The organism is Flavobacterium sp. FG19 (assembly GCF_057809475.1).
Map to the genome: position 1 here is coordinate 260,002 of NZ_JBMDKA010000003.1, position 15,729 is coordinate 275,730.

Here is a 15,729-nt window from a genome sequence, read left to right on the forward strand (position 1 = left end):
ACGGTTGTTTATAACAGGCTACCACCGATTAGGGCGGCAGCCTTTGGTTATCTAGTTAAGGTTTAGGATTTCTGCACCATCTAAGGCGAAGCCTGTACACAACTCAAATGCTTTCTGTGATTTGAGCTGTGCAGTACCGCCCAAAACGATGCTCTGCAACTTGGCCTGCCCATCTTTGTAACTGCGTACATTCTGATAGTAGCCTGTGACAGCGTTATACGCTCCGAACAATGTGCCTTTTGTGGTGTCCATCTGCTGTGTGTCACTAGCCATAGCGTATGCGAAGGCATCCTCAACGGTATTTTTGAACACGGTCGAGATTTCATCTTCCGCACCTTTTTTAAGCAGGTCATACGTTTCCTTGTTGGGGCAGAGTGCCAATTGGATAAGCTTTCTTACCTCTTTGTCCGTTACCTTTACTTTTGCCCACTCATTGAATATCCCTTCCAACTGACTGCTCAGGGTGCTTGCCAAGCCCATAATCTTGTGGGCGTTCTCAATACGCTGTTTTGCTCCCGATGTGTGTTTGATGCGCACTACGTTTGTCATATTTCGCAGGGAGGCGTTAAGAGTGTTTTGGCATACGATACGGATAGGGGTAAAAGCGGCTGTGATGCTTCCGCTACCGTCATGCGAAGTGGTAAGGAAAATGTATTTTTCGGTTACATCATCGCCATTTCCAACTCGGATATAATCGGGCAGTTTGGCTGTAATAAATATGCGTTCCCCGTTGCCCAGCGCCCCTGCGGTTTCATAGAGTATTCCATCGCCACCGCCTACGATGGCATCAAAGAAACTGAAGGCTTCACGGTTCTGCACGATATGATAGTCTTTCCCTACCACGCCGAGTACTGCATTGTTATCGGTGCGTATGTTGGCAAAATAGTTAGGGACTTCCAATTCGTTACTGCCTATCTCGATACTGTCTGCCGTTTGAACAATACCCGAACCTTTGGTAAACAGCGGACTTTTAACCACTTGGTAGTCTAAGCCTGCAAATTTGATAGCCTGCTCGCTTGTCGGGTACTCCGTTACAACCTGCCCTAGTCCGTGCCACGCTTTTTCCTTTACGCTAAAGAATGAATAACGTCCTGTTTCACTGTTGAAGCTGATATTATGTGCCATGATTTAAAATTTTAAATTGTTTAATTTATTGAGCTTTCCGTTTCTAAAATGGGAGGTCGTCCTTTGTATCGTCAGTATTGTTTCCTGCAGGAACCTTTACCGCTTCGGCTTTTTTACCGCCCCCGTGCAGTTTGATCTGCGAGGTGTTGAAGTTCAGCCCTGCGTGGGCTTCCCCGTCTGAGCCTTTCCACGCCCTTGCGCTTGCCCTGCCTGTCAGTTCTACGACCGTACCCTTTGTGAGTATCTTTGCTACCTTGGCGCTGAGCCAGTAGGCGCACTCAAAATAGGTGGTCTGTTCTATGCGTTGACCTGCCTTGTTTCTGTAGCTGTCGTTGATGGCTACTGAAAAGTTTACTACCTGTCTGTTGTCTGACAAAGTGCGTACCTCCGCATCTTTTGTCACTCTTCCTGTAATGTTCATGATTCGTGGTTTTTAAATGATTACTTTCTTTTTATTTTTAAAAAATTTATTCGGCAATGAGAGGAGGCGCTGTTTTGTTTCATCTCTGCCGTTTTCAATATTTTATTTCTCATTGCTGACATTTTTTTTTATTCGTCTAAAGAGCCGGAGTATGCTATGTTTCGTTTCATAAGCATAAAAAGGTTAGTGTTTAGTAGCAGCAAGGCTTTGCTAAAAAATACGACCCGCATGGGTGGAGATTTTTTAGCAAACCTGTAAGGCTGGGCCTTGCTGGTGCGTTAAGAACACGGAGTTACCTTTGCTTGTGAAATGAGACAAAAGCATACTGGTTTTTTGATACAGAAAAGACAGGGAAGCAATAGGCGGATGTTATTGGAAAAGGCACTGTATGGCTGGCAGTCTGTGCCGCCGCTATTCCAAATAGCTGCTAACCTTTAGGTAAGGCGCCATTATCTGCAGGCATTATTAATTTAATTTTGAAAACGTTTACTGCATCTTGCACGCAGGCTGCGGGCTATAAAGTGAATGCACGCCCTGATCCATTATCTGGCGGTGCTGAAAAAAATAAGGAAGAGAATTGAAAAAAATGAAAAAAATCCGGGATACAGACCACACGGCGGAAGGCAGGATTAAAGCGGCGGCCCGCACCATTTTTTACAGGAAAGGCTACGCCGCCGCACGAACTGTTGAAGTTGCAAGGGAAGCAGATGTAAGTCCGGCGATGCTCCATTATTACTTTAGGAGTAAGGCACTGCTTTTTGAAGTTGTTATACTCGAATCTCTCTCAGTTCTTATGAAGGGCCTGGAAGACATACTGAATGATGAGAGCACCGGATTTGCCTTTAAGGTCGAGCAGCTGGTCCTGCATTATCTGGACATGATGGCAGAAGATCCTGAACTTCCAATTTTTATCCTTACGGAAATGAGAAGCAGTGCTTCTGAACTTATTGCAAGGCAGCCAATGTACGATATGGTAAAGAATTCAGTATTCTGGCACCAGCTTGAGCAGGCAGCCAGCATGAGGGAGTCCGGCGGTACCAACCCTATTCATTATGTATTGAACATAGTGGGACTGGTCGTATTTCCTTTTATTGCAGAACCGTTATTTGGCGGAAGCCGGGGAATTGGAGAGGGAGATTACGATAAGCTCCTGCAGGAACGCAGAGAGCTGGTACCAATGTGGATAGATAAGATGCTGCAGTAATTTATTTCCGCTTTTTACTGGCGGCTATCGGATTTTAATTTCGCGCGGTGCTGGCTTCCCCATTCACCCAGCGCCCTGACTACCTGCTCAAGGCTTCTACTGTACGGTGCAAGTCCGTATTCTATAAGCATAGGATCCACTGTAACCTTTTTATATATAAATCCGGTAAGCTCCATATCCTTGAGCTCGTTTGAAAGGACACGGGCAGAGATGCCTTCTATCTGGCGCTGCAGTTCGGTGAAGCGTTTGTCACCATCGGCAAGGGCAACAATTATGCTCAGCTTCCATTTTCCACCTATTACGTACAAAGCATCGCTGACATCTTTAATGCTCGCCTTACAGTGGCCTGCTGCCTCAGTTGTAATTTTGGGACGGCCTTCGTTTTCTATTATTTCCATGGATCAATAAGTTACTAACCTTTAGGTTAGAGGTAAAAATTCGATAGTAAAATTAGATTATTTTTGATTTTTAAACAATTACAAACATGAAAATAAAGAAAATTACAGGTATTGTACTTACTGTACTTGCGGTCGGAATGGTAGCGCTGAGCGGCGTTATGAAATTAATGGGAAATCCGGAATCTGTCAAGGGTTTAGAGGCAGTCGGCGTCGCGCAGTATGCGACTATGCTCGGGCTGGCGGAAATCGTTTTTGCTGCCCTTTTTGCGTTCCCCAAAACGCTTAAAATTGGTTTTTTACTAGTAGCATCGTATTTTGCAGGCGCTCTGGCTGTCGAAGTATCTTACGGCCTGGCGCTGAATTCGCTGGTACCTTTAGTACTGCTTTGGATCACCGCTGCAGTGCGCGACGCTTCTATCTTCCTGCCGGGAAATAATACTGAAATTAAATAAAAATTATGGGAAAAATTCTTGTAACCGGAGCCACGGGGCACCTGGGGGCATCAGTTGTCAATGAACTGCTGGATAGAATTCCGGCGGAAGATATTGTTGCCCTTGCCCGCGATCCTGAAAAAGCGAAAACGCACAAATCTAAAGGCGTTACTGTCAGACAGGGGGATTATAATGACTATGATTCTCTGGTGTCCGCTTTCAGGGGCATCGAAAAGCTTTATTTTGTTTCGTCGAGCGACATTGCCAGCCGCCTGCCTCAGCACCAGAATGTTGTCAATGCTGCAATGGAAGCAGGTGTGAAACATATTATTTATACCAGCGCCCAGCGAAAATTTGAAGACGGTACATCAGCCATAGCCTACGTGGCGGATGCACACTGGAAGACAGACGACATGATTAAAGATTCAGGTCTGCCCTTTACGCTATTGAAGCATGGTCTTTATAGTGATATACTGCCGATGTTCATGGGTCCCGATGTAATTAATACCGGTATGATATTCCTTCCTGCCGGCAGCGGAAAAACATCTTTTGCAAGCCGTTCGGATTTGGCAAAGGCGGCGGCTATCGTACTTACGAGCGCAGGCCATGAGGGAAAAATTTATGAATTCGGCGGAACAGAGTCGGTCTCGTTTCCAGAGATTGCTGCGATACTGAGTGAGCTGTCTTCAAAAGAAATACAGTACGTATCGCCATCTGAAAAGGACTTTGTTATCCAGCTCCAGAATTTTGGAGTGTCTGCCCAGGACATAGAGGGTATAGTTACATTTTGCGCGGCCATTGCACAGGGTGAATTTGATTTTCCATCTTCTGATCTAAAAGATATTTTGGGCAGCGAGCCGCAGAGCGTACGTGAGTTTTTGAAAACCGCCTACGTTTTGTAGTATGCCTGTCTGTTTATGGAGGGTCTGCATGAGAGCGGCTCTCCTGACAGCCGGCACTTACCTCATTTATGGACGGGGCATAGTACCGCCCTTGATAAAATTACTTCTTCCATGATATTGATCTGCCTTTGAAATCTCCCAGCGGATTACTGTTTCAGTTTTAATTACCTGTATGCTGAGTAAATTCCTGTGCCAATGCAACTACTTTCCTTGCCAGTATGACTGTTGGATCTGCTAATGGGACTCTATAATCATGTACAATAATTTCATTTTCATCCGGAAAAAGCAGCGGCAGTTCTGTACATCCCAGCACAATAACCTGCGCTCCGCTGTCCATTAGATATTTTACAGCTTTTAAGATATACTCTTTACACAGGCCGTCTTTGAAACCAGCTTTGATGCCCTGTTCTCCGTAGATACTTTCCATAACCAGATCCTGATGTTCCCTGTCGGGAGTGAGTACTGCCAGACGGGATGCTGTCAATACCTCGTGATATACTTTACTTTCTATGGTACCGCTGGTAGCCAGTAATCCAACCCTTGTCCCAGCGCCAAATTTCGAGGCAATATGCAGTGCCGTAGTTTCCAGCATATTAATAATGGGAATACTGAGATGCTCCTGAATGCTTTTCACAAAAGCGTGGGCAGTATTGCAGGGGATAGCGATTGCATGGGCTCCCTCTGCTTCAAGGCGTCTGCATGTCGAGAACATTGCCACAGTGGGGTCAGTTTCCTGCCGGATAAGATTGGCTGTCCTGTCGGGTATCTGCGGGTTTTGCTCAACGACCATTTTGATGTGGTCCTGGTCTTTAGATGCAGGAGTGTTCTGTATGACCTTGTTCATAAAATCTACTGTTGCTGATGGGCCAACGCCGCCAAGGATACCAAGCTTGAACTTTTTCTCGGGCGAGCCGATCCCGTTTTCAACGGCGTAGTCGGCATATACCTGATTTACGTCCACCAGGGAAATACCCCTTTGGCGCAGCTGGTCTGCGATCAGCGATATTTCGGTGATGCAGGGCACTACAACACTGCAGCCCATATCCATTAGTTCATTACAGGCCTGAACCGCATATTCCAGCGGCAGTCCTTCAAAATTACCATTCTTGATACCGCTGTCTCCATAAATTGCTTCCATGAGGTGATCCTGCCTTGTGGGAAATACTATCTCATAGCCGCTAAAATTACTTGAGAGAAGCGGACTGCGCTTTACGTAATCAGAGGCCAGTATCCCTATTCTTGAACCTTTTTGAATCGTGGCCTCAAGGTGCCGGGTCAGCGCATCAAAAATATTTACGATGGGCACAGTAATTTCCTTTTGGAGTTCTTCCAGGAACGAGTGGCTGGCAAAACATGGCAAAAGCACTTTTGTCACGCCTTTCTCTTCAAAATTTTTACAGACTGCGTAGGTATAAAACTTCCTTGACTTGATGTCCTGCTCATGATACAGGGGAAGATTTATCTGGCTGTATGGCTGCTGTTCAAATATGAGGTGGTATTCCAGCTGGTTTTTTAAGACGCGCTGATTTTTGAGGAGCTTAAAAAACAAGTCCCCTCCGGAGAGCGTACCCAAACCTCCGATAACAGCAATTTTTTCCATGGCATTTTTAAGATAAGAATACAAAATTAGCCATTTGTTTTCAATCAGCATATCGGTCGCCGGCACTAAATTGATAACCGAAACGTATCCGCTAACCTTTTGATTACTAGTAATAAAATGTAACAATTTATCAAATACCTTTGCCTTATCAATGTTAATATCAGAGAGATGAATTACAAGCTATTAGGAAAGAGAACAGGACTGCCGGTAAGCGAATTTGCACTGGGAGCGGGAAGTTTCGGGACAGCATGGGGCTATGGCGCCGAAGAGAAGGAAGTGGATCGTATTGTATCGCTTTACACAGAATCAGGGGGCAACCTCATCGATACCGCAGACAACTACCAGTGCGGCGAATCTGAAGAGATATTGGGACGCGTGTTAGCATCCAAGAGAAATGATATAGTTATAAGTACAAAATATACAAGAGGGCTTTTTCCGGGACAAAGTCTGGGAACGCTGGGCAATCACCGTAAAAATATGGTGCAGTCGGTAGAGGAAAGTCTTAGGAGGCTGAAGACTGACAGGATCGATCTTTACTTCGTGCATCAGGATGACTTTTTTACCCCGATCGAGGAAATTGTGCGCGGCCTGGATGACCTGGTTCGTGCGGGCAAGATTGTTTACGGGGGAATCTCTAATTTCCCGGCATGGCGTGTTGCCAACGCTGCGACACTGGCTGACCTTAGAGGCTGGTCTGCGGTAAGTGCAATAGAGGTTGAATACAGCCTTCTGCAGCGTGAGACTGAAAGGGAGCTGCTTCCAATGGCTGAGGCATTCGGTCTTGGCGTAATGGCGTGGTCGCCGCTTGCAGGCGGTCTTTTGACCGGTAAATACCGCAAGGGAGAAACCGGCAGGGCTACAGCTTTTGAGGGCAGCATTCCCTACCAGGGAAATCCAATTGCCGAAGCGGTCCTGGATGAACTTTTCAGCATTGCGGCGGTTATAGAAAGCGAGCCTGAACTAATAGCCCTTGCATGGCTGAAGGCAAAGGGAGTTATCCCGATACTTGGAGCACGAACCTTCGAGCAGATCCAGAAAAACCTGAAAGCTGCCGAAATTCAGCTTACCCATGCGCAGGTCAGCGCGCTGGACAAGGCAAGCAGTGTTCCTATGGGATATCCCTACGACTTCAACAATGCCCCTGAGCATAGGACGGTTTTGACCGGCGGCAGAATGGATCAGATTGTAAAGCCAAACACAGTTGTCCGTTAATCTAAATTGATCAGGCTTCCATATGCACTGGGAATCCTGAGCAGCGACCGGCTTTGCATGAAAAGCCTACCTCTCGCTTTTTATCTTTTCCCTGTGCTGGATGCCCCATCGGGTCATTGCCCCCACAAGTTCTTCAAGGGTGTGGCTGTAAGGCAGAAGTTCATATTCAATGGTAACGGGATAGCCTACGGCCACCTTCTTTATTATAAAGCCATTGAGTTCAAGTTCTTTCAATTCGCTGGATAAAACGCGTGCTGAAATACCTTTGACTTGTTTCTGCAGTTCGGAAAACCTGTTATTGCCCCTGGCCATTGCAATGATAATCATGAGTTTCCATTTGCCGCCGATAGCGTAAAGCGCATCGCTTACAGCATTGAGCACCACGGTACATTCATCGGTAAATTCTTTGCTTACGGGCTTGCCGTCATTTAAATCTTCCATTGTTTCACTATTTAGTTAGTCGCTAACCTTTTGGTAACTACTAATATTATGTAAGCAAATATACGGTAAATTTGTATAAACCAAAAGCTTTTTTTTTCAAGTTTAATTCAGCGCATAATTTTCGCGATGCTCAGGTTTAAAGTGGAGAAAGGAACTGAAGCAACGACGCATTCTCCGCGGGAATTTTAGATAACAGCTAATGAAATTACAGTTATGCAAGTACATAAATTATCAGGCTCATATTCGACAGGCTGCGGGGCAGCGAGGGCGGAAATCGACCGCTTCCTGTATTACTGTTATGCCCTTATCATCTGCCGCGGCTGGAGGCCGTACTCTATTATTCCGGTATTGCGGTCGGAGCTTCAAGGCATGGTTTATCCGCAGACCTGCTCTTACATGCAGCTCGTTGTAGTCCAGCGAACCGACTACGAAAACTTTGACTCCCTGAACTACGTTACCTCATCTGAAGATTTTGAAAATGTCCCTTCCGAACTTCAGCTGGCGTACGTTACCGCATACCGGCACATGCTGATGAGCAGAGATGAACTTGACCGGTGGTCCGAGAACGCCCTAGATGATGCCGTACTAAAACTGCAGAAGCTTGCTCTGCGGAGCGGTTTGAGGCTCAGCCTCATTGCTGTGGATCCCAAACGGCTCGATGAGCGCCTGGGTCTGGCCGATATCTGCCTGAAATCCTACTGCATTTTTGATATTGTAAAGAATAACTATGCCTCCGGGCAGCATATAAATAACTGATTAAATTAAGAAATATGAACCTAACTATTTTTGGAGGCACAGGCCCGGCGGGGCTACTGGTGGTGGAAAAAGCACTACAGGACGGCCACAGGGTTGTGGCTTACGTAAGGCCATCCACAAGCATCGCAATTGAAAACAGCAATCTTACGATAATTCGGGGCGAACTGACCGACGCCACTGCAATACACCAGGCGGTTATTGGATCCGACGCGGTGATCAGCCTTCTGGGGCCTAAGAAAAAATCAAAAGAGCTGGATATTTCAAACGGTTACAGGATTATTATCGACGCCATGAAAAAGACCGGCACCAAGCGTCTGATTACTGCGGTGTCATCAAGTTACAGCGATCCCAATGATACGTTCCAGTTTATGGTTTCATTCGGAGTGGTCGTCTTGAAAATTCTGGCCCCCGGTATCCTGAAAGATATCGTAACCTTTGGTGACCTGATCCGCAACAGCGGTCTGGAGTGGACTATGGCTCGTGTGCCTGTTCTAAAAACCAAGCCTGCGCAGGGCAATATCCATATAGGATACGCAGGCGACGGCAAGTTCAGCTTCTTTGAACTCAGCCGTGCTGATCTGGCAAATTTCCTGCTGGCACAGCTTGACACCAATGACTATCTGTATAAGGCGCCTGCAATCAGCAAATAAAAAAAAGACTGTGTGATAACCGCACGGCAATTCGCAGCTGCGATATATAAAAACTGAATTTTAATACTAATAAATAATAATGATGACACTGGAAATTTTAAAAGACAAGGAAGAATTAAGAGCTGTAATAGATGCTTATGCAACTTTAGGGGATGAGAAAAAGCTTGCGGAGCAGATGGCACTTTTTACCCCGGATACTACATATAATGTGTTTATGAACGGTCAGCAGGTTGTCGCTACCAACGGCAGGGAGCAGCTTGAAAAAGATTTTGCAGAACACATGGGCCAGGTAAAGACCTACTTTACCCTAAATGGGCAGTTCAGTGTGACAATTGATGGTGATGCTGCAAGCGGTGTTTCTTTTTCGCAGATCAAGATGATCAGGGAGGCTGAAGGAAAGAACGTGCTGACGGATTACAGCGTTAGATACGACGATACCTTTATACGCCAGAACGGCAAATGGCTGATCAAAGACCGCGTTGGGCATTTCATCATTATTGAAGCACGACCAATCAATTAAGATGATACAAATGAAAGGCAACATATATGCAGCAGTGCTGGCAGCTGTACTTTTTTTTGCAGTGGCAGTCCCTGCTAATGCTCAGGGAAAAGCCGGCACATCAGGCACTTCTGCTCAAAACAGCAGTGACAAAGAAGAAATCAGGAAGCTGATTGATGGGTACGCGTATTTGGGAGATGAGAAGAAAATTTCAGAACAGATGGGTCTGCTTACTCCAGATGCGGTATATAAAGTGTATATGAACGGCAGCCTTGTTGTTAATATTACCGGAACTGATAAATTGGAACGTGAATTCACAGGCCACGCCGCGCAGGTAAAAACTTATTTTACCCTCAACGGCCAGCATACTGTCGACTTTCAAGGCGATCATGCGACAGGTTTGTCCTTTAGTCAGATTAAAATGGTCAGGGAAGCCGATGGAAAAGATGTTCTTTCTGACTACAGCGTACGATACGCTGATGTCTACATCCGAAAGACCGGCAGATGGCTGATCAAAGAACGTACGGCATACTTTGTCCTGGTGGAATCCAGACCCCTTACAAAATAAAACTTTTAACTGTGTAATACAGCCTTGGAAAAATTGTCCCCGAGCAGCAGAAGTTCTCTGCCACGACACTATATATTACTATAAGCCATGATGGAAGATTCAGATAATAATATGACCGAGCATGAAACAGGCCTGCGTCAAATGCTGCTGGTCAGGGACATAATGCAATTGCTCTGCGGACGCTGGAAGATGCAGATTGTGCTCTTTCTTCTACATAACGGTACAACACGGTTCATGGACCTGCAGCGCGGAGTTGAGGGAATTTCGGCCCGCGTCCTGTCCAAGGACCTGCAGGAACTGGAACAGTCGCAGCTTGTTTTGCGGAAGGTAAAGGATCCTAAGCTCACAAGCGTCGATTATGAGCTTACATCGAATGGAAGGGAATTAGAGCCAGTCATAAAAAGTATGACTGTCTGGGGGAATGGGTATTTTAAAAAAATTAGATAAAAAAATAATGAAAAGATTAGAAAATAAAGTTGCGGTTATCACCGGAGGCAATGGCGGCATCGGCTTTGCTGCGGCAAAATTGTTTGCAGAACATGGTGCACATGTATACATTACCGGACGAAAGCAGGCTGTACTTCAGGCAGCTGCTGACGAGATCGGGTCCAATGTAACAGCAGTACAGGGTGATGTTTCCAATATGGCAGACCTTGACCGCCTGATTGCAGAAGTAAAGGAGCATCATGGAAAGATTGATATTTTATTCTCAAATGTGGGCACCGCCCATTTCGAGCCGCTTGGACATATAACAGAGAGCTCCTTTGACGAGCTGTTCGGCACCAACGTTAAAGGTACGGTATTTCTTGTACAGAAATCACTGCCCTTGATGTCAAAAGGGGGTTCGATTATATTGGCAGGTTCTATCAACGGTTCCAAAGGCACCCCTGCAATGAGCCTTTACAGTGCTACAAAAGCCGCTGTCCGTAATCTGGCAAGATCGTGGGCTCTTGATTTAAAAGGTACAGGCATCCGTGTCAATGTGCTTTCTCCAGGAGCAACCTCAACGGCTAATGTCGTACAGAGACTTACTGATATTGGCATGATTGACGGCCTTAATGCAAGTATCGCGCAGCAAAGCCCTCTGGGACGCATGGCTAATCCTGAGGAAGTTGCGGGTGCTGCATTATTCCTTGCATCGGATGACAGCCGTGCGCTAAACGGCAGCGAGCTGTTTGCTGACGGAGGAATGGGACAGGTTTAAAGGGCAGCGGATTACAATACTGCGTTTGTAAATTAAAAGATTAGCTCTGTGCAGCAAATCTTCTTTGTTTACTATTTACTTTACTTTTATGGAAAGCCCCGGGCAATTTTGCTGCGGGGCTTTTTTGTGATCAGGCTGAATATTGATATCATCCCATTTTATAAATTAAAGCATATATGGGTCAGCCTGATGAAACTTATTTCAAGAATTTCTGATAAAAAAAAAGAACCGCTGTATGCGGTTCTTTTATCTGTAATTTATAATGTGTGCGCTGCACTAACTGAAAGATTTCCAGATACACATCATGATAGTCGATAAAATCTACTCGTCAAAACCAACAATTCTATGGTACTGATAAAGCTCCTCAATGCTTTTGATCTCCTGCTCAGATAATTTCAGCGACAGTGCATTTACAGCGTCTTCAAGGTGATGCAGCTTGGTTGCACCAACTATTGGCGCCGTAATTTCAGACTTGTTCATCATCCATGCCAGTGAAAGCTGCGCTGCTGAAACGCCTTTATCGCCCGCGACTTGCTGGACGCGCTTTATAACTTCAAAATCGGAAGGGTCATTGTAATAGTCCCCGCTGTAGTTATCGGTTTTGGCACGTTTGGTCTCATTGGGGTCTTTTGCATCTTTTCGCGCCAAAAGCCCTGCTGCCAGCGGCGACCAGGGAATAATAGCAACTTTCTGGTCGATACACAAGGGTATCATTTCTCGCTCTTCCTCGCGGTATAAAAGGTTATAGTGCGGCTGCATGGATACAAAACGTGTCCACCCGTTTAGCTGCGCGGTATACTGCGCTTTGGCGAATTGCCAGCTGTACATGGAAGAAGCCCCGATGTAGCGTGCCTTACCCTGCTTTACAATATCGTGAAGGGCTTCCATTGTTTCTTCAATAGGCGTACTTTCGTCCCACCTGTGAATCTGATACAAATCTACATAATCTGTGCCGAGCCTTCTCAGGCTCTCGTCAATGGCATTCATGATATGTTTGCGTGACAGGCCTTTCCTATTTGGTCCATCGCCGGGATGCACAGGATTAAAAACCTTAGTGGCCAGCACATAATCTTCGCGGCTGGCAAAGTCCTTGAGTGCCTTTCCTATCGTTATTTCGCTGCCGCCCTCGTTATACACATTGGCGGTATCAAAAAAGTTGATCCCCAGTTCCAAGGCTTTTTTAATGAAGGGGCGGCTTTCAGCATCGCTCAGCGCCCAGGGGAATTGAGGCGTCGGGCCTCCGTAGCTCATTGTCCCAAGGCATAAGGGCGAAACCGTCATTCCTGTATTTCCAAATTTTACGTATTCCATAGTTTTTCTTTTTTATTGCAGGCGGGCGGAGGGCGAATGACCCTGCACCTGCATCATTTAGTTATATAATCCGGAAAGGGTACACCAGTGAGCTTATGGCAATGGCCTAATAACTTCTCCTGATAACTGTTCTCTTTTGCTTCGGGCCTGAAACCTTGCTGTTTTTGATGAAAAAAATACTGCCCTGTAACATCTGCATTTCGGTCCTCTCCATCCACCAGCCAAAATTGGGTCTGCCAGCCTTGTAAAAGACTGTCCGGTGCTCCGGAGCCGCCCATTTTAGTAGGCACCCAGCCCGGGTCAACAGCATTAGAATATAGGTCCGGCCACTGCCTTGCTGCGGCCATGCTCAGTGTAAGCACGTGCAGCTTCGAATCGGAATAACTGATGGCCTTACCGCTTTGACCCGATACAGTAATGTCAGGATGTCCTTGCATGTGCATGCCCGAGCTGAGGTAAACCAGTCGACGAGGCTTGCTTATTAGGCTGGTAAGTATATAAGGCGCGAGCACATTCACATTAAGGATCTGGTGCTCCGGTGCAGTGTATACACCCGCATTATGGATAACAGCGTCAAAACGGCCTAAAGTGTTGACCTCTGCTGCAAGACGTATGGTTTGATCAATATCACCAAGGTCTGCGGTAAGGACCAGGGCACCGTCGACCTTGTTTTGGGTTTCTCTTTTCCTGTCTTCATTTCGCGCGTGAAGAACCACCTCGTGCCCTTTGTTAAGGAGCGCTTTGGCAGTAAGCAGCCCGAGTCCGTCAGATGATCCTGTGATAAAAATTCTTGCCATGCTCAGAGTTTTAAATTATTGTTTAATTGAAGCCATATCTATGACAAAGCGGTACTTAACATCGCCTTTCAGCAGGCGTTCATATGCTTCGTTTATCTCTTGTATGTCGATCATTTCAATGTCCGCGGTAATATTATGTTCACCGCAGAAATCAAGCATTTCCTGTGTCTCGGCTATACCGCCGATCATTGATCCTGCGAAACTTCTTCTTCCCATGATTAGGCTGAATGCGGCAACAGGCAGCGGATGTTCAGGGGCACCCACTAATGCAAGGGATCCGTCTATCCTAAGCAGGCTCAGGTAGGCGTTGATATCATGCTGAGCAGATACCGCATCCAGTATAAAGTGCAGTCTGCCCCTGTATGCTTCCATCTGTGCTTCATCCTTGGACAAGACTACTTTGTCTGCTCCTAATCTTAATGCTTCTTCAAATTTGGTTTCCGATGTTGTGAAAGCTATCACCTCTGCGCCCATAGCCTTGGCAATTTTTATAGCTACATGTCCCAGTCCTCCGATACCCACAATACCAACTTTTTTGCCCGGACCTACGTTCCAGTGCTTAAGCGGCGAATAGGTTGTAATACCCGCGCAAAGCAGCGGTGCAGCAGAAGCTGCATCAAGATTATCTGGTATGCGGAGCACATAATTCTCATCGACCACTACTTTCTCTGAATACCCTCCATAAGTTGGTGTTCCTAAAAATTTGTCCGGTGAGTTATAGGTCTGGATATTCCCTTTTTCACAGAATTGCTCAAGGTCATCCTTACAATACTCACATTCGCGGCAAGAGTCTACCATACATCCTACTCCGACCAGATCGCCAACTTTAAATTTGCTTACATGGTTTCCGACACTGATTACTTTCCCAACAATCTCATGTCCAGGTACGCACGGGTATGTGGTAAAATTCCACTCATTTTTTGCCATGTGCAGGTCCGAATGGCAGACCCCGCAATATTGGATTGCAATCTCTACATCATGGGGCATAACCTCACGGCGTCCGATTCCCATATGCTCTAATATTGCATCTGGTGCCTGAGTACCAAATGCTTTTACTGTCTGTGTGTTCATAAATATAGTTGTTTTAAATTATACAAAATAGTAATTGACTGTGGGTAAAAAAGTTAACACAGCACTTGCAAAAGCAAGTTCCTAAAGCAAGTTACAAAGAGCCCTCAAAACTCATCTTTCTTAGAAGCTCAAATTCCTTTGCCACCAGGCTCGTAAATCTGAAAGAGGAACATCTGGAATGCACACAGCCTGATGGGAATCCCATCAGGCTGTGCGCAATCAATAAAATTATATCTTTAAATTTCTGTCGGAGGAATGCCGTATTGTTTCTTAAATACAGTGGAAAAGTGCGAGGGATTCTTAAATCCAACTTCAGCATACACATCCTGTACTTTTCTTTTTCCTTCCTTCAAAAGTAAATAGGCCGCTTCAAGTCTTCTTTTGATCAGCCACTTCTGCGGGCTGAGACTGCTGATTTTTTTAAAATCCCTTTTAAATGTAGCCAGGCTGCGTCCGGTATAAACGGCTATCTGCTCCATTGTGAGCTCATCCATATAATTATCATTCAAGAATTCAAGTATATCCACTTTCCATGGATCAGCAAAATCAAAAAGAATGCGGTAATAGATATCAGATAAACCCAGCAGTCCATAAATTCCTTCCAGAAGTTTTAAGTTTACAACAGCTTCTGTGGGTTTAATATTTGAGTTAAAATAAGGTGTGAGGGATTCAAATAAGCTCATTATTTCAGGACGCTGCCCGATTTTGAAAACATTCTCATCTGGCATTTCCGTATCCTGGGGAAAGTTGTTTCTGTCCATTTTTTGGTAGAAGTCACGCAGTACGTTTCTCTCGAATACCAAGGATATGCCTTTATAGGGCTGGCCGTCTTTACTTTTCTTAAGAATTTTGGTACGGTGGCTGCGCCTAACGAAAACTGCTTCTCCGGCATTGGTAACTATAGTATTGGCACCATCCTCAATAATCTGTTCACCTGAAACTACATAATTTAAATAATGTACAGGTATTGATTCAATGTCTTTTGTATCATTCTCTGAGAAGCAGGATAGAAAAATCCCGGAATAATCTACTATTTGAAGGCCAGCCGCTTTATCCATAATGTGCGCAAATATTATAATAACAAAAATACCATTTTTCTATAACTATATCTTGCCCAGAAGCTCATAAAACATTACTGT

At 45.5% G+C, this 15,729-nt stretch carries 19 protein-coding genes and 1 pseudogene; 11 read left to right on the forward strand and 9 right to left on the reverse strand.

The features are described from left to right. Positions 1–51 precede the first annotated feature (51 nt). Together ACODST_RS04825 and ACODST_RS04830 are read right to left on the reverse strand one after the other, a co-directional pair. Positions 52–1,125 (reverse strand): DUF932 domain-containing protein, encoded by a 1,074-nt coding sequence (locus tag ACODST_RS04825; protein ID WP_488930978.1) that lies wholly within the window; start codon positions 1,123–1,125, stop codon positions 52–54. Between the two features lie 43 nt (positions 1,126–1,168). Then, entirely contained in the window at positions 1,169–1,546 is a 378-nt protein-coding gene (locus ACODST_RS04830; RefSeq protein ID WP_488930979.1) for a single-stranded DNA-binding protein, read from the reverse strand. A gap of 586 nt (positions 1,547–2,132) precedes the next feature. On the opposite strand from ACODST_RS04830, the pseudogene ACODST_RS04835 reads away from it, so the two are divergent. Together ACODST_RS04835 and ACODST_RS04840 are read left to right on the forward strand one after the other, a co-directional pair. Then, positions 2,133–2,297, forward strand: a pseudogene (locus ACODST_RS04835) (helix-turn-helix domain-containing protein); the annotation flags it as partial. A 42-nt stretch (positions 2,298–2,339) separates the two neighbouring features. Next, positions 2,340–2,750 (forward strand): hypothetical protein, encoded by a 411-nt coding sequence (locus ACODST_RS04840; protein WP_488931086.1) that lies wholly within the window; start codon positions 2,340–2,342, stop codon positions 2,748–2,750. Between the two features lie 14 nt (positions 2,751–2,764). On the opposite strand, the gene ACODST_RS04845 is transcribed toward ACODST_RS04840, so the two are convergent. Continuing rightward, the gene (locus tag ACODST_RS04845; protein WP_488930980.1) at positions 2,765–3,148 is read right to left on the reverse strand and encodes a winged helix-turn-helix transcriptional regulator; all 384 of its coding nucleotides are present in this window, start codon (positions 3,146–3,148) and stop codon (positions 2,765–2,767) included. Between the two features lie 86 nt (positions 3,149–3,234). Here ACODST_RS04845 and ACODST_RS04850 point away from each other — a divergent pair, with 86 nt between their 5' ends. Both ACODST_RS04850 and ACODST_RS04855 read left to right on the forward strand, forming a co-directional pair. Continuing rightward, positions 3,235–3,600, forward strand: coding sequence for a DoxX family protein (locus ACODST_RS04850; RefSeq protein WP_488930981.1), 366 nt, complete (start codon positions 3,235–3,237; stop codon positions 3,598–3,600). Between the two features lie 5 nt (positions 3,601–3,605). Then, positions 3,606–4,481, forward strand: a complete 876-nt coding sequence (locus ACODST_RS04855; protein ID WP_488930982.1) for an SDR family oxidoreductase — start codon at positions 3,606–3,608, stop codon at positions 4,479–4,481. Positions 4,482–4,641: 160 nt separating this feature from the next. On the opposite strand, the gene cuyB is transcribed toward ACODST_RS04855, so the two are convergent. Beyond that, positions 4,642–6,081 carry a cysteate racemase gene (cuyB, locus tag ACODST_RS04860; RefSeq protein ID WP_488930983.1) on the reverse strand — a complete coding sequence of 480 codons (1,440 nt, stop codon included), beginning with the start codon at positions 6,079–6,081 and terminating at the stop codon, positions 4,642–4,644. Positions 6,082–6,249: 168 nt separating this feature from the next. Here cuyB and ACODST_RS04865 point away from each other — a divergent pair, with 168 nt between their 5' ends. Further along, complete coding sequence (locus tag ACODST_RS04865) at positions 6,250–7,293, forward strand: aldo/keto reductase (protein WP_488930984.1); 1,044 nt, start codon at positions 6,250–6,252, stop codon at positions 7,291–7,293. 66 nt (positions 7,294–7,359) lie between these two features. Here the strand turns inward: ACODST_RS04865 and ACODST_RS04870 are convergent, their stop codons facing one another. Continuing rightward, on the reverse strand, positions 7,360–7,734 hold the full coding sequence (locus ACODST_RS04870) for a winged helix-turn-helix transcriptional regulator (protein WP_488930985.1): 375 nt from the start codon (positions 7,732–7,734) through the stop codon (positions 7,360–7,362). A 213-nt stretch (positions 7,735–7,947) separates the two neighbouring features. Between ACODST_RS04870 and ACODST_RS04875 the strand changes: the two genes are divergently transcribed. From ACODST_RS04875 to ACODST_RS04900, 6 genes are all read left to right on the forward strand, one after another. After that, positions 7,948–8,490 (forward strand): hypothetical protein, encoded by a 543-nt coding sequence (locus ACODST_RS04875; RefSeq protein WP_488930986.1) that lies wholly within the window; start codon positions 7,948–7,950, stop codon positions 8,488–8,490. A 14-nt stretch (positions 8,491–8,504) separates the two neighbouring features. Then, positions 8,505–9,140, forward strand: coding sequence for an NAD(P)-dependent oxidoreductase (locus ACODST_RS04880; RefSeq protein WP_488930987.1), 636 nt, complete (start codon positions 8,505–8,507; stop codon positions 9,138–9,140). A gap of 79 nt (positions 9,141–9,219) precedes the next feature. After that, positions 9,220–9,660: a nuclear transport factor 2 family protein gene (locus tag ACODST_RS04885; RefSeq protein ID WP_488930988.1), complete on the forward strand. Its 441-nt coding sequence runs from the start codon at positions 9,220–9,222 to the stop codon at positions 9,658–9,660. Between the two features lie 10 nt (positions 9,661–9,670). Then, on the forward strand, positions 9,671–10,207 hold the full coding sequence (locus ACODST_RS04890) for a nuclear transport factor 2 family protein (RefSeq protein WP_488930989.1): 537 nt from the start codon (positions 9,671–9,673) through the stop codon (positions 10,205–10,207). Between the two features lie 87 nt (positions 10,208–10,294). Continuing rightward, positions 10,295–10,654 carry a winged helix-turn-helix transcriptional regulator gene (locus ACODST_RS04895; RefSeq protein WP_488930990.1) on the forward strand — a complete coding sequence of 120 codons (360 nt, stop codon included), beginning with the start codon at positions 10,295–10,297 and terminating at the stop codon, positions 10,652–10,654. Beyond that, positions 10,629–11,411 carry an SDR family NAD(P)-dependent oxidoreductase gene (locus ACODST_RS04900; protein WP_488930991.1) on the forward strand — a complete coding sequence of 261 codons (783 nt, stop codon included), beginning with the start codon at positions 10,629–10,631 and terminating at the stop codon, positions 11,409–11,411. The genes ACODST_RS04895 and ACODST_RS04900 overlap by 26 nt, the downstream gene beginning before the upstream one ends. A 321-nt stretch (positions 11,412–11,732) precedes the next feature. On the opposite strand, the gene ACODST_RS04905 is transcribed toward ACODST_RS04900, so the two are convergent. From ACODST_RS04905 to ACODST_RS04920, 4 genes are all read right to left on the reverse strand, one after another. Continuing rightward, positions 11,733–12,722 (reverse strand): aldo/keto reductase, encoded by a 990-nt coding sequence (locus ACODST_RS04905; RefSeq protein WP_488930992.1) that lies wholly within the window; start codon positions 12,720–12,722, stop codon positions 11,733–11,735. A gap of 53 nt (positions 12,723–12,775) precedes the next feature. After that, entirely contained in the window at positions 12,776–13,519 is a 744-nt protein-coding gene (locus tag ACODST_RS04910; protein ID WP_488930993.1) for an SDR family NAD(P)-dependent oxidoreductase, read from the reverse strand. 15 nt (positions 13,520–13,534) lie between these two features. Further along, positions 13,535–14,590, reverse strand: a complete 1,056-nt coding sequence (locus ACODST_RS04915) for an NAD(P)-dependent alcohol dehydrogenase (protein ID WP_488930994.1) — start codon at positions 14,588–14,590, stop codon at positions 13,535–13,537. 236 nt (positions 14,591–14,826) lie between these two features. Beyond that, entirely contained in the window at positions 14,827–15,648 is an 822-nt protein-coding gene (locus tag ACODST_RS04920) for a helix-turn-helix domain-containing protein (RefSeq protein WP_488930995.1), read from the reverse strand. Between the last annotated feature and the right edge of the window lie 81 nt (positions 15,649–15,729).

Bases quoted from the DNA above. Each gene is read 5' to 3' on its own strand.
- ACODST_RS04830 (WP_488930979.1), bottom strand. From the start codon at position 1,546: ATGAACATTACAGGAAGAGTGACAAAAGATGCGGAGGTACGCACTTTG.
- ACODST_RS04910 (WP_488930993.1), bottom strand. From the start codon at position 13,519: ATGGCAAGAATTTTTATCACAGGATCATCTGACGGACTCGGGCTGCTT.
- ACODST_RS04915 (WP_488930994.1), bottom strand. From the start codon at position 14,590: ATGAACACACAGACAGTAAAAGCATTTGGTACTCAGGCACCAGATGCA.
- ACODST_RS04885 (WP_488930988.1), top strand. From the start codon at position 9,220: ATGATGACACTGGAAATTTTAAAAGACAAGGAAGAATTAAGAGCTGTA.
- ACODST_RS04890 (WP_488930989.1), top strand. From the start codon at position 9,671: ATGAAAGGCAACATATATGCAGCAGTGCTGGCAGCTGTACTTTTTTTT.
- ACODST_RS04825 (WP_488930978.1), bottom strand. From the start codon at position 1,125: ATGGCACATAATATCAGCTTCAACAGTGAAACAGGACGTTATTCATTC.
- ACODST_RS04875 (WP_488930986.1), top strand. From the start codon at position 7,948: ATGCAAGTACATAAATTATCAGGCTCATATTCGACAGGCTGCGGGGCA.
- ACODST_RS04920 (WP_488930995.1), bottom strand. From the start codon at position 15,648: ATGGATAAAGCGGCTGGCCTTCAAATAGTAGATTATTCCGGGATTTTT.
- ACODST_RS04900 (WP_488930991.1), top strand. From the start codon at position 10,629: ATGGGTATTTTAAAAAAATTAGATAAAAAAATAATGAAAAGATTAGAA.
- ACODST_RS04870 (WP_488930985.1), bottom strand. From the start codon at position 7,734: ATGGAAGATTTAAATGACGGCAAGCCCGTAAGCAAAGAATTTACCGAT.
- ACODST_RS04840 (WP_488931086.1), top strand. From the start codon at position 2,340: ATGAAGGGCCTGGAAGACATACTGAATGATGAGAGCACCGGATTTGCC.
- ACODST_RS04855 (WP_488930982.1), top strand. From the start codon at position 3,606: ATGGGAAAAATTCTTGTAACCGGAGCCACGGGGCACCTGGGGGCATCA.
- ACODST_RS04880 (WP_488930987.1), top strand. From the start codon at position 8,505: ATGAACCTAACTATTTTTGGAGGCACAGGCCCGGCGGGGCTACTGGTG.
- ACODST_RS04850 (WP_488930981.1), top strand. From the start codon at position 3,235: ATGAAAATAAAGAAAATTACAGGTATTGTACTTACTGTACTTGCGGTC.
- ACODST_RS04905 (WP_488930992.1), bottom strand. From the start codon at position 12,722: ATGGAATACGTAAAATTTGGAAATACAGGAATGACGGTTTCGCCCTTA.
- ACODST_RS04895 (WP_488930990.1), top strand. From the start codon at position 10,295: ATGATGGAAGATTCAGATAATAATATGACCGAGCATGAAACAGGCCTG.
- ACODST_RS04865 (WP_488930984.1), top strand. From the start codon at position 6,250: ATGAATTACAAGCTATTAGGAAAGAGAACAGGACTGCCGGTAAGCGAA.
- ACODST_RS04845 (WP_488930980.1), bottom strand. From the start codon at position 3,148: ATGGAAATAATAGAAAACGAAGGCCGTCCCAAAATTACAACTGAGGCA.
- cuyB (WP_488930983.1), bottom strand. From the start codon at position 6,081: ATGGAAAAAATTGCTGTTATCGGAGGTTTGGGTACGCTCTCCGGAGGG.